The sequence below is a fragment of the Flavobacterium sp. genome (genome assembly GCF_044341265.1).
Lineage (GTDB): Bacteria > Bacteroidota > Bacteroidia > Flavobacteriales > Flavobacteriaceae > Flavobacterium.
Genome location: NZ_JBIISA010000036.1, coordinates 22,287 through 36,087, shown reverse-complemented (window position 1 = coordinate 36,087; position 13,801 = coordinate 22,287). Strand labels below are relative to the sequence as shown.

The 13,801-nt window shown below is 30.8% G+C and carries 6 protein-coding genes; 4 read left to right on the top strand and 2 right to left on the bottom strand.

Annotation, left to right across the window (positions count from 1 at the left end; all coding sequences use genetic code 11):
- Window positions 1–143 precede the first annotated feature (143 nt).
- Both ACIQ06_RS14260 and uvrA read right to left on the bottom strand, forming a co-directional pair.
- Window positions 144–1,079 carry a T9SS type A sorting domain-containing protein gene (locus tag ACIQ06_RS14260; protein WP_396147457.1) on the bottom strand — a complete coding sequence of 312 codons (936 nt, stop codon included), beginning with the start codon at window positions 1,077–1,079 and terminating at the stop codon, window positions 144–146.
- A gap of 20 nt (window positions 1,080–1,099) precedes the next feature.
- Entirely contained in the window at window positions 1,100–3,889 is a 2,790-nt protein-coding gene (gene uvrA / locus ACIQ06_RS14255; protein WP_396147455.1) for an excinuclease ABC subunit UvrA, read from the bottom strand.
- A 402-nt stretch (window positions 3,890–4,291) separates the two neighbouring features.
- Between uvrA and ACIQ06_RS14250 the strand changes: the two genes are divergently transcribed.
- From ACIQ06_RS14250 to ACIQ06_RS14235, 4 genes are all read left to right on the top strand, one after another.
- Window positions 4,292–6,070 carry a carbohydrate binding domain-containing protein gene (locus ACIQ06_RS14250; protein ID WP_396147453.1) on the top strand — a complete coding sequence of 593 codons (1,779 nt, stop codon included), beginning with the start codon at window positions 4,292–4,294 and terminating at the stop codon, window positions 6,068–6,070.
- A gap of 91 nt (window positions 6,071–6,161) precedes the next feature.
- Window positions 6,162–8,972, top strand: a complete 2,811-nt coding sequence (locus ACIQ06_RS14245; protein WP_396147450.1) for a triple tyrosine motif-containing protein — start codon at window positions 6,162–6,164, stop codon at window positions 8,970–8,972.
- Between the two features lie 267 nt (window positions 8,973–9,239).
- Complete coding sequence (locus ACIQ06_RS14240) at window positions 9,240–12,362, top strand: glycosidase (protein ID WP_396147448.1); 3,123 nt, start codon at window positions 9,240–9,242, stop codon at window positions 12,360–12,362.
- A gap of 18 nt (window positions 12,363–12,380) precedes the next feature.
- Window positions 12,381–13,796 carry an Ig-like domain-containing protein gene (locus ACIQ06_RS14235; protein ID WP_396147446.1) on the top strand — a complete coding sequence of 472 codons (1,416 nt, stop codon included), beginning with the start codon at window positions 12,381–12,383 and terminating at the stop codon, window positions 13,794–13,796.
- Window positions 13,797–13,801 lie beyond the last annotated feature (5 nt).

Sequence of the window (13,801 nt, the reverse complement as noted above, 5' to 3'; positions counted from 1 at the left end):
CTATAATTACAGCTAAATATACAAAAAAAAGAGCAGAAAAACTAAGTTTTCTACTCCTTAAATTATTATACTTATTACTTAAAGGACTTTTTCAGTGCCCTCCGTAATAGAAGCCATTTTTTTATGATTTATAAATAATCAAATTACATTTTGATTATTTTCTTTACAATAGTTTCATTTTCAGAAACAATTTTCAAAATATAAATTCCTGATTCAAATGATTTTGTGTCAATTTGAGTTCCAGAAGTAGCTTCTAGATTACTTTGGATTAATTTTCCGCTAACATTATAAATATCGTAACTAAAATTTGATTTCAAACCTTCTATTACAATAAAATCATTAAAAGGATTTGGATATAAGGTCACCAATGATGAACTGATTTCAGAATTATTTAAGGTTGTTGGTGTAAAGCGATAAATTGTATTTGCTGGAGGTGTTCCAGTAACATTAACAAATGAATTACTAGTTGAAAGAGTAGGACTTGAAGCAGGACCAGTCAAAAGATGAGTGTTTGATAAATTATCATCCACATCAGCTCCAGCTAGGCCAATTATCGCACCAGAATCAGTTCCGTAAAAGATATTGTCGTTTGTTACAGAACTTGGACCATAACGCAATTCAATAATATTTGAACCTTCATACATCCATATTTGAAAATTCACAAACATAGCAAGTGTAGTGTCATCAAAAGAACCACAATTTTGAAACTCTATTTTTGCAATTCTACTTCCAACGGCTCCATCAATTTTATAACTTATTGGTGATAATGAAGTTGGACCTCCATCGCCACGATCAATTAAATCATTTGCAAGTGGCGCAATTACTTGATAAATTGGACCACCAGTTTGTAAAGTTATAGTACTATCATAAACTTTGAAATTAGAGTTAGACATACCATTTATGACAAACTGAAATGGTAATACTAAATCATATTCTGGATCATCCCAAATTTCACCATTACTTAAAGAGGTTGTTCCTGTTAAGTTGGAGTAAGTTCCTGTAAGATTACTAAAAGTGTAATTTTGAGCTTGAATTGATAAACTTAAAAGTAATAATAGAATAAGTGTAGTTTTTTTCATGTTTTATTTTTTTTGCAATATTATAACTTCTCTTTCAGATATTTCCCAGTAATTGATGCTTTATTTTTAACTACATCTTCAGGAGTTCCAGCAGCAAGAAGTAAGCCGCCATTTTCACCACCTTCTGGACCTAAATCAATTATCCAATCAGCACATTTTATTAAATCAAGATTGTGCTCAACAACAATAATAGAATGTCCTTTATCAATTAGAGCTTCAAACGATGTCAATAATTTCTGAATATCATGAAAATGCAATCCAGTAGTAGGTTCATCAAAAACAAATAAAGCTTTGTCTTTAGTGTTTCCTTTTACAAGAAATGAAGCTAATTTAATACGTTGTGCTTCACCACCAGAAAGAGTAGAAGAGGATTGTCCTAATTGAACATAACCTAATCCAACATCTTGCAAAGGTTGTAATTTTTGCATAATCTTAGCCTGTTTGTGCTCGCTAAAGAATGAAATGGCATCATCAATGGTCATCGTTAGAATGTCATCAATGTTTTTTCCTTCAAAAGTTACTTCTAGAATTTCTTTTTTAAATCGTTTTCCGTTACAAGTTTCACATGGTAATTCTACATCAGCCATGAAAACCATTTCTACATTAATAGAACCATCACCTTTACAAGTTTCACATCTTCCACCATCTACATTGAATGAAAAATGTTTAGGTTGATAGCCACGAATTTTAGATAATTTAGTTTTAGAAAACAAATCACGGATATCATCGTAAGCTTTTATATATGTCACAGGATTAGAACGCGAACTTCTTCCTATTGGATTTTGATCTACATATTCAATATGATGAATTCTATGATAATGTCCTTGCATATCAGAGAATTGACCAGCTTTTTCACCAACGCCTTCCAATCTTTTTTGAATGGCAGGAAATAATATTTTTTTAACCAAAGTACTTTTTCCGCTTCCAGAAACTCCGGTTACAACAGTCAAACATTCTAATGGAAAACGAACATCAAGATTCTGTAAATTATTTTCTCTTGCTCCAAGAATATCAATATAAGTACTCCATTTTCTTCGTGTTCTTGGAACTTTAATTTCTAATTCACCATTTAGATATTTAGCTGTTAGTGAATCTGATTTTAAAATTTCATCAAATGTTCCTTGAGCCACTAAATTTCCACCATGAGTTCCAGCTTCTGGACCAATATCAATAATCATATCGGCTTGTTTCATGATGTCTTCGTCGTGTTCAACAACGATTACTGTATTTCCTAAATCACGAAGATTTTTTAAAACTCCAATCAACAATTCAGTATCTTTTGGATGTAATCCAATACTTGGTTCGTCCAAAATATACATCGAACCCACCAAACTACTTCCTAACGAAGTGGCTAGGTTAATTCGCTGTGATTCTCCTCCAGAAAGCGTTGCTGAATTTCTATTTAAAGTCAAATATTCTAATCCAACGTTACTTAAGAAAGCCAATCGGCTATTGATTTCTATTAAAAGTCGTTTGGCAACCGTTTTATCATAATCAGACAATTGCAAATCAGCAAAAAATGGAATTAATCTCTTGATTGATAAATCTACTAAATCAGAAATGGTTTTTCCACCAACTTGAATATAATTGGCTTCAATTCGTAAACGTTTTCCTTTGCAAACATTACATTTGGTTTTCCCACGATAACGTGAAAGCATCACACGATTCTGAATTTTATAATTTTTTTCTTCTAATTCCTTAAAGAAATCATTTAATCCTTGAAAATATTGATTTCCTTTCCATACCAAGTCTTTTTGTTGCTCAGAAAGCTCAAAATAAGGTTTATGTATAGGAAAATCAAACTTGTAAGCTTTATTTACCAATTCGTCTCGATACCAACCCATGCTTTCGCCACGCCAAGGATAAATTGCGTTTTCAAAAACAGAAAGTGCTGTATTTGGAATTACTAAATCTTCATCAATTCCAATTATATTTCCATAACCTTCACAAGTTGGGCAAGCACCATAAGGATTATTAAAACTGAATAAATGAACGTTGGGTTCTAAAAAAGTCATGCCATCCAATTCAAAATTAGAACTGAATTCTAAACGATTATTATTTGATAAATCTTGCAGATAGCATTCTCCTTTTCCTTCAAAAAAAGCTGTTTGAATAGCATCAGAAAGGCGATTAAAGAACTCTTCTTCGTCTTTAACAATGATTCTATCAATAATTAATAAAACGTCTTTATTGTCTAGTGAATGTTGATTAATTTCATCTAAACGAACCATTTCGTTATTAACCAAAATTCTCGCAAATCCTTGTTGAAGGAGTACTTTAAGTTTGTCTTCTAGTTTTCTTCCTTGTTCTAAATGAATAGGAGCAAGAAGTAGCCAACGACTTTCTAATTCAAATGTTTTTACTTTATTGATTACATCAGAAACAGTATCTTTTCTAACTTGGTTTCCAGAAATAGGCGAAATTGTATTACCAATTCTAGCAAAAAGCAATTTTAAATAATCATAAATTTCTGTAGAAGTTCCAACTGTTGAACGAGCATTTGTAGTATTTACTTTTTGTTCAATAGCAATGGCAGGTGCGATTCCTTTTATATATTCAACTTTAGGTTTGTCTAAACGTCCTAAAAATTGCCTTGCATAGGAAGATAAACTTTCTACATATCTTCGTTGACCTTCGGCATACAAAGTATCAAATGCTAAAGAAGATTTTCCCGAGCCTGAAAGTCCTGTTATTACAACCAATTTATTTCTTGGAATTGCAACATCAAGTGACTTTAAGTTGTGAATTTCAGCACCTTTTATTAAGATGTTCTTTTTAGGTTCAAGTTTAGAAAAATCTTTTGTAATCATAGCAAGATTAGAATTTTTGCAAAGATAATGATTTATGAAATGAGATATAGTATTATGCGGTCAGTAATAATGATGAAATGTTAATTTGAGAATAATGTATATGTTATTATTTTATGAATGATTTTATGATATTGACAAAATTGTGTATAAAATTTAATGTATCATTAATTCTTTAAATCATAATTTCATGCTTGTATGTTAAAATTACCTATACATTAACTCAACATTGTTATTATTATTCAAATTTTGATTATGATTGTTAAATACAACAAAATCAAGGATGTGCTATTAATTTCCAACGATTTAGTGATTTTTTATTTTGTATAGTTTTTATATAGTTGCATAAAATTTTATTTGTCTAATAGTTGTGTAAATTTACATTTCAACTAAATTTAAAAAATTATGAAAAAAATTACTTTGATGTTATTCGCTTTATTTTCGTTCAGCGGATTTTCACAAAACATTGTTACCAATGGAGACTTTAGTGGTGGCTTAAGTTCATGGACTACTTTTTTTGCAGATTTTGCAGGAGTTTCAGGCGTTGTGAATGCCACTAATAATGAAGCAAATGTAACTACTATTGTTGGTGCAGGTGGTGAGGTTTGGCACGTTCAATTGAACCAAGTATTAACTCCAGCACAAATTTCATCTTTAACTGCTGGTCAAAGTTACAAAATTACTTTTGATGCAAGAGGAGCAAGTGCTCGTCCTGTTAGATTATTTTTTGGTGAAGATGGTGGAGGTTTTGCTGCTATTCATACTCAAAATTTCAATTTAACTACTACAATGACAAATTATGAAGCTACATTTGTTGTTGGTCAAACTTATCCAACAATGAAATTAGGTTTTGAAGGTGGATTGAGTAATGCTAGTTTTTTTATCGATAATGTAACTTTAACATTGGTTGCTACACCGGCGCCAACATTACCATTAATCCAAAATTTTGAAGCACCAATTACTTATATTGATGTAGTTGGTTTTGAAGGTGCTTCTGCTGCAATTGTTACTGATCCTGCAGCTGGTGCTGCAAATGGAAATGTTTTACAAGGTACTCAAGTTGTTGGAGGAAATCCATGGCAAGGTATTGAATTTAAACAAACTCTGAAAAAAGCAAAACTTACAACAAATAAAACGATGCAAGTTGATGTTTATGCTACACAAGCTTTTAATATGTTAGCTAAAGTTGAAGTTGGTGCTCCAGCATCTGCAACTTCTAAAGCTTACACAACACCAGGACAATGGCAAACTTTAACTTTTAACTTTGCTGTTCCAATGGACGGAACAGGAGCTGCTAATGGAGAATATGAAAAAATAATTTTCTTTGCTAACTGGAATGCTACAAATACTGGATTTATCACTCCACCTACAAACTTAGTGTTTTATGTAGATAATATTAGAGCTGAAGAAGCTGCAATAACTCCACCTCCAGCGGATCCAACAGTAGCTGCGCCAACTCCTCCAGCGAGACCAGCAGCAGATGTTATTTCTTTGTTTAGTGATGCTTATTCTAATATTGGAATTACTGAATGGTCAACTTCTTGGGATGATTCAAATGTTGTAGACCTTTCTATAGCAGGAAATCCTACTAAAAAAATCACTTTTGGAAACTTTTTAGGAGTTCAATTAGCGGCATATCAAAATGCAACTGATTTTACTCATTTCCATATGGATTATTATATCAATCCTGGAACAGATTTAATTGGAAAAGTAATTAATCCAAAATTGTCAAATCATGCTGCTCAAGCTGGTGAGACTTCAGCATTATTATTAACTCATCTTCCTACAACAACTGGTTCTTGGGTTTCTATAGATGTACCTTTAACAGCTTTTGGTGGAGATCAAACTAGAGGTTCTATTTATCAATTTTTAATTACATCTAATCTTGGTATTCTTTATGTTGACAACATTTATCTACATAAAAATACGGTTTTATCTAATGCAAATTTTGAAGTATCTACTTCTAAAATGTATCCAAATCCTACAAAAGATTCATTTACTATTGAAGCAAAAGGAATTATACAAAACGTATCTGTTTTTAATTTGTTAGGTCAAGAAGTGTTGTCTATTAATCCAAATGATTTATCAGCAACTATTGATTTATCAGGTTTCCAAAATTCTATTTACTTGGTAAAAACAAATATTGATGGAAATGTTACTACTTCTAAAATAATTAAAGAATAAGTTTTATAATTAGTCAGTTTTAAAGCACGTCAATTGGCGTGCTTTTTTTATAAAAAAATTTATATATTTAACAACATATAATTTTGATCTAATGAATTTGAAAAATAGTTTTTTTATTTATACATTGTTATTAAGTTTCTTCTGTTTTTCACAAGAATTACCACCAATTATTAAATATAATTCTTCTGTATATAACGCTGGAAATCAAAACTGGATGATTTCTCAAGATAGTAAACACTTTGTTTATTTTGCAAATAATGAAGGTTTGCTTGAGTTTAATGGCTCAACTTGGAATTTGTATAAATCACCAAACGAAACAATTATTCGTTCTGTAAAAGTTATCGGAAATAGAATATATACTGGTTGCTACATGGAGTTTGGTTTTTGGACTAGAAAAAGTAATGGTCATTTAAATTATACTTCATTAAGTAATAAAATTAAATCAAAAGTTCTTGATGATGAGCAATTCTGGAATATAATTAGCTATGATCAATGGGTTGTTTTTCAATCATTAAACAGAATTTATATTTATGATACAAAAGCAAATACTTTTAAAATAGTAATGCCCAAAAATGGGGTTTTAAAATCATTCAAAACCTCAAATTCAATTTATTATCAAACCACAGATTATTCTTTATTTGAAATTGAGAATGGAACTAGCAAGTTGATTTCGAATAATTCAGTTTTAAAAGGAAATAAAATTGTTAATATTTTTTCTATAGATGAAGGACTTCTAATTCATACTCAATTTAATGGCTTTTATAAATTAATAAATGGGAGTTTATTAAAATTTAATGCCGAGGCAGATTCAGAAATTGCTGCAAGTAGTATTTACAGTAGTCAAATTCTTTCAGATGGAAGTTTTGCAGTGGGTACCATATCAAATGGTGTTTTTATTGTAACTAAAGATGGAAAAGTAAAATACCACATTACTCAAAGTAAAGGTTTGTGTAACAACACGGTTTTGTCTTTAATGGAAGATGCAGAAAAAAATCTTTGGATTGGTTTAGATAACGGAATCAATTGTATCAATCTGCAGTCACCAATAAAGAGTTTTACAGATGAAACTGGAATTTTAGGAACAGTTTATACTTCTACAGTATACAATCAAAAATTATATATCGGAACCAATCAAGGTCTTTTTTGTAAAGAGTATTTGAATGAGGAACAATTCAGATTTGTTAAAGGCACTAAAGGTCAAGTATGGTCTCTTTTTGTTTATGACAATACTCTTTTTTGTGGTCATGATTCTGGAACTTTTTTGATTGAAGATGAAAATTCAAAATCAATTTTTTCTCAATCTGGTACATGGAAATTTGAGAGTGTACCAAGTAATAATAAGTTGATAATTCAAGGAAATTATTATGGAATCTCGGTTTTAGAGAAAGTAAACAATCAATGGGTTTTTAAGAATAAGATAGAAGGTTTCAATTATTCATCTAAATATTTTGAAATCACTAATCATAACGAAGTTTATGTCAGTCATGAATACAAGGGAGTTTTTCGTTTTCAAGTTGATAATAGCTTCAAGAAATGCAATAAATTATTTGCTTACACTAATCCTCCTAAAGGGAAAAATGCAGGTTTAGCCAAATTTAATAATTCAATATATTATGCATTTAAAGATGGAATTTATAAACTAAATGAAAAGACTAAATTATTTGTAAAAGATAATTCATTAAGTAGTGTTTTTGATAATGATGAATATAATTCAGTGAAATTAATTTTAGATGATTCTAATAAATTATGGCTTTTTTCTAAAAATTACATCAATTACTTTACATTAAATAAGTTAAACACTAGCTTAAAAAAGAATGTGATTTCAATTCCTTCTACACTAACAAATTCAATGTTAGGCTATGAAAATATTTCGCAATTATCAAATTATCAATATCTAATAGGTACTACAGATGGTTATTATGTAATCAATATTAATGATTTAAGTGTTAAAAGTCATAATGTTTCAATTACTGATTTAAGTATTAATAAGTTAAATGAAAAACAAACAAGTTTTCCATTGTCAGAAGAAGGAATTTACGATTATGATGAAAATAATGTAACTTTTAGTTACACAGTGCCAGAGTATAATAAATACATTTATGCTGAATATCAATATCTATTAGAAGGTTTTCAAGAAGAATGGAGTGAATGGAGTGCCAAACCGATGGTGAATTTTAAAAATCTTCCTCCTGGTGATTATGTTTTTAAAGTTAGATCTAGGGTTTCAAATGCTGCTAATGATAATTTAGCATCTTATTCATTTACCATTAAAAAGCCTTGGTATGCTACAAATTTTGCAATTTTAATTTATAGTTTATTAATAATTTCCTCACTGATTTATGTGAATAAGCTTTACAAAAATTATTATAATACTCAGCGTGAGAAACTAATTGAAGAAAATAATTTATTGTTAGAAATCAAAGAACTTGAGAACGAACAGCAATTAATGAAAATTAAGAACGAGCAGTTAGCACAAGAATATGATGCCAAAAACAAAGAATTAGCTGTTTCAACAATGAGCTTGATTAAAAAAGACGAGTTATTATCGTTAATTAAAGAAGATTTAAAGAAATCTTCTGATGATAGTAATAATAGAAGTATCAAATCTGTAATTTCAACCATTACAAAGAACATTTCACAAGAAGATAATTGGAATGTATTCAAAGAAGCTTTCGATACTGCTGATAAAGACTTTTTGAAGAAAATTAAGCTTGCGCATCCTTCACTTACACCTAATGATTTGCGTCTTTGTGCTTACTTAAGGTTAAACCTTTCATCCAAAGAAATTGCTCCATTACTCAACATTTCTGTGAGAAGTATTGAGATTAAACGATATCGTTTGCGTAAAAAAATGGATTTGCCTCATGAAAAAGGACTTGTTGAATACATTTTATCAATTTAAACAATAATTTTTTCTGTTAAAACGCCTATACATTTCCTCAACAAAAATGTTTATGTCAGTTTTTTTTACTACAAAAATGTTCTCATAATGTGCCATTTCTAGAATGTTTTCAAGGATAAACCTAGAACTATACAATTATTTTTTTTGTGTGTATGTTTTTTGTTGTGGTTGTTTTTATCAATTGTATAAAAAATCATTAGTATTTTTATGAAATCAATAAAACTTAAAAAATTTATATTTAACTATTAACCTAATCTAGTACTTCAAATGAAAAAAATTATTTTTCTACTAATTTTTTGCAGTTCTATCAACTCTTTTTCACAAACAGAAAAAGTAACAATTCAAAAAAATAATTCCGATCAAAAACTTACAGTTGATGGAAAAGATTTTATTGTAAACGGAATGAACTGGGATTATTTTCCAATTGGAACAAATTATACATATAGCCTTTGGAAACAGCCTGATGCATTTATTCAACAAGCTCTTGATGATGAAATGGGATTGCTAAAAAATATGGGAGTAAATACCATTCGTGTTTATTCAGGAATGCCAAAAAAATGGATTGAATACATTCATACAAACTATGGAATTTATACAATGTTAAATCACTCTTTTGGTAGATATGGTTTGACAATTGATGGCGTTTGGAAACCAAATACGGAATATTCAGATGCTAAAACTCGTGAACTTTTACTTAAGGAAGCAACTGAAATGGCTACTGAATATAAAAACACTAAAGGTTTGTTATTATTCCTACTTGGAAATGAAAATAACTATGGTTTGTTTTGGGATGGAGCTGAAACAGAAAATATTCCAGTAAAAGATAGAAAGTCTACTGCTCGTGCACGTTCAATGTACAAATTATTTAATGAAGCTGTTGTTAAAATGAAAGCAATAGATTCAAATCATCCAATGGCAATATGTAATGGAGATTTACTTTTCTTAGACATAGTTGCAGAAGAATGTAAGGATGTTGATATATATGGTACAAATGTTTACCGTGGAGTTTCTTTCGGTGATTTGTTTGATAGAGTAAAAAAAGAATATGGAAAACCGGTTCTCTTTACAGAATTTGGTTCAGATGCTTTTAATGTTCTAACAAATCAAGAAGATCAAAATGCACAAGCTTTTTACTTAAAAGGAAATTGGAAAGAAATTTATGAAAACGCAGCTGGGATGGGTAAAAACGGAAATTGTCTTGGTGGTTTTACTTTTCAGTTTAGTGATGGATGGTGGAAATATGGTCAAACAAAAAATTTAGATCAACATGATAGTAATGCTTCATGGTCTAATGGTGGTTATCAAAAAGATTTTACTGAAGGACAAAATAACATGAATGAAGAGTGGTTTGGTATTTGTGCCAAAGGGCCAACAAACGAAAAAGGATTTTACCAATTGTATCCAAGATCTGCTTATTACGTTTTAAAAGATATTCATAAGTTTAATCCGTTTGCTGAAACAGCAAATAAAGCCAAAATGAACACTCACTTTGATGAAGCAAATCTTATGGACGCTTCACTAAGAGCTAGAGCAGATAAAGCAGCTTTAGGAAGTAATGATAGTCAAATTTTAAAAATTAGTAATCTTAGAGCAGAATTTACAACCTTTAATACTGGTGGTACTTTAATTTCAACACCTAAGAGTGATGATCCAGCTACAACTAATTTTCCTAACAGGTTAGGTTTTGATCACATGCAGTCCTATTTTGTTGGTGTTGAGGGTAATCCATCTTCTAACATGAAAGCAAATGTAAATTTTAATATTTTAGGAAGAGTTGCTGAAAATCCAATTAACGAAATCTTTTATGAAAATAGAGGTAGAGCTCAAACTTTTAATACACCTGAGGGACCTTTAGTTGTAAGTGATTTTAATAGAGTACAAGTATACAATGCATCTTACACATGGAGTGCAAAGGATTTTGAAGTAAGAGGTTTTTATAGAACAGGACATTACCATTGGGGTTATGAAGGTGACTTCTTTGCTTTATATTCTGAAGCTAACTATGGACCTAATTTAGATATCTATAATGGAGAAACTTTAGGGTTTGAAGTTGATGGTAAAAGAAGTTTAAAAGGTTTTAAAGCTGCATTCGGACCACAATTATGGTGGGGAGCAAACCCAGCATATCTTGTAAAGTATGGAACAAAATTAGGTAAAGTAGATGCTACAGCAGTATATCACGAAGATATAAATCAAGTAGAAATTTCTCAAGCCGTTTCTTCAATTGCATTTCCAGTTCCTAAAACAAGAAGAGCAACTATTCATTTTAAAACAAAGCTAGGCGATCTTGGTGTTGAAGCTGGTGGTATTTGGGCAGGACAACCTTTAAATGGTAGAGAGTTTCAAATGATGGATGGTAATATCGTTAAAGTAGATAAGATAAATAACAAAGATAACTGGGGAGGAAAAGCAAAGTTAACATTTTCTAAGGGTAGATTTAATGTCTACACTCAAGGTGCAATTCAAGGTTTAGTTGCTAATGGAGGAGCAGACAATGTTCAGACATTTACAGGATGGAGACTAAAAGATTCAGGAAGTGGTAACCAAATGAACTTTCTTGCTGGATTTACTTACAACATTAACTCAAAACTTCAAATTGCTCCAAATATGTTGTGGCAACAACCTATTGTTGATGCTATGCCAAATGGTGTTGATGCTCCTGGAAGATTAAGAAATGTATTAGACGATCCGTTTTTTGTTAGAAGTAATAGAAGAACATTAGGTGGAGAGCTATTACTTACTTTCGACCCAACTCCAGCAACTTGGATGTATGAGTGGAATAATGATATGGTTGAAGATGCAAAATTTGCTTTCAGTACAGGTTTTGTATACAGAAAACTGCCTACAACAATGGATGCGGCTATCGGATTTTTAGCAAATCGTACTCCTTTTGCTTTTCCTAATTCAGCTCCAGCTCAAAATTTATGGGAATCAAATACTAGAATAGTTTCAAAAATCAGTCCAGATTTAGGGATGATAGCTAACTTATACTTTGGTAATGGTCAAGCAAATGGTGATTCAGAGAGAACAATCAATAGAATGGGTGGTGATTTAAGAGTGATTTACAAAAAAGTGAAAGTCGTTTCTTCTTTAAAAATAAATGATTGGGGTCCTTTTGATTATCACCGTGACTTTAACTTAACATACCCTGTACAAAGTTCTATTGACATTTCAACTTCTGTTGGAAAACCAAATTGGTTTATTTTACCTGATACAAAAATAGGTATCATGGGTATTTGGCGTTCATTAGATCAATATTCTCCAAGGTATTCTCCAACTTTCGTTCCAGCAAATACTTTTCCAGCAGTACCTGTTTTAACTCCAGTAGGATTTGGAAATGGATCTGAATGGGAAATCAGAACATACATTCATATAAATATTGGTAAATAATTTAAAAAAATTGAAAAAATGAAAAATAGAAAAATTAATTATTTAAGAAATTCGCTTTTATTTGGATTGATTATTTTAATCAATATTAGTTGCGAAAGAGATTTGTCAGATGAAGCTGTTGTTGCAACTTATCCAAAAACAGCTGAAGTATTTACTGATGCACCTGTTGCAATGGGTAGTGACTTTTATTTTCCTTACGGCGGTTCTAAGCCTACTGCATGGTCAGTAGACAATCAAGTAAGTTACAGAGGAACAGCATCAATGCGTTTTGATGTTCCTAATGCAAATGATCCTGGAGGAAATTATGCAGGTGCTATTTTTAGAACAGAAGGAGCAGGTCGCGATTTAACAGGTTATGACGCTTTGACTTTTTATGTTAAAGCTAGTCAAGGAGTTAATATTGCTGAATTTGGTTTTGGTGAAGATTTTTTCCCTAATAAATATATTACAACCATAACTAATGTTAGTGTCGGTACAAACTGGCAAAAAGTAATTATTCCTATTCCAGATGCTTCTAAATTAGTTAAAGAAAGAGGGATGTTTAGATATGCTGCTGGTAGTCAAGGAACAAACAGTCTAGGATATACTTTTTGGATTGATGATTTAAAGTTTGAAAAATTAGGTACAATTCTACCTTTAAACGCTTCAATCATGAATGGTACTAACGTTACAAGAACAACTTTTGTGGGCGTAACTTCTGTTGTAAACGGTGTAGTTGCAAATTTTAATATGCCAAATGGTATTAACCAATCTGTTACAATCGCACCAGCATATTTAAATTTTGTTTCTTCAAACCCATCTGTCGCAACGGTAAATGATGCTGGTGTAGTAACCCCAATTGCGGCTGGAACAGCAACAATAACAGCTACTTTCAATGGTCAACCTACAACAGGAAGCTTAATAATAAATTGTACTGGTACCTATATTAATGCTCCAACTCCAACTTTAAATCCATCTAATGTAATTTCCATATTTTCAGATGCATATACAAATGTCCCTGTTGAATATTATAATGGATATTGGCAACCATGGCAAACAACAGTTTCAAATGATTTTTCTGTTTTAGGTGACAATGTTTTAAATTATACAAACTTTAATTTTGTTGGAATTGAGTTTGATGGTCCAACAGTTAATGCTACTTCAATGACTCATTTTCATATGGATGCATTTATTCCAGGTCCAATCGCTCCAGGAAGACAATTACGTGTTATTGTAGTAGATTTTGGTGCTGATGGAGTTTTCGGTGGAGGTAATGATACAAGACATTCTACAACATTTACTGCGCCTACTTTAGTTTCTCAAAATTGGATTTCAATTGAAATTCCATTTTCTGCAATGCCAGGTCTTTTGAATAGAAACAATCTAGCTCAAATTATTCTTGAAGGTGGCGATAATTCTATATTATACGTCGATAATGTATATTTTCATAACTAAAAAAA

Excerpts from the sequence above, each read along its gene's own strand:
- ACIQ06_RS14235 (WP_396147446.1), top strand. The coding sequence starts at position 12,381 with ATGAAAAATAGAAAAATTAATTATTTAAGAAATTCGCTTTTATTTGGA.
- ACIQ06_RS14240 (WP_396147448.1), top strand. The coding sequence starts at position 9,240 with ATGAAAAAAATTATTTTTCTACTAATTTTTTGCAGTTCTATCAACTCT.
- ACIQ06_RS14245 (WP_396147450.1), top strand. The coding sequence starts at position 6,162 with ATGAATTTGAAAAATAGTTTTTTTATTTATACATTGTTATTAAGTTTC.
- ACIQ06_RS14260 (WP_396147457.1), bottom strand. The coding sequence starts at position 1,079 with ATGAAAAAAACTACACTTATTCTATTATTACTTTTAAGTTTATCAATT.
- ACIQ06_RS14250 (WP_396147453.1), top strand. The coding sequence starts at position 4,292 with ATGAAAAAAATTACTTTGATGTTATTCGCTTTATTTTCGTTCAGCGGA.
- uvrA (WP_396147455.1), bottom strand. The coding sequence starts at position 3,889 with ATGATTACAAAAGATTTTTCTAAACTTGAACCTAAAAAGAACATCTTA.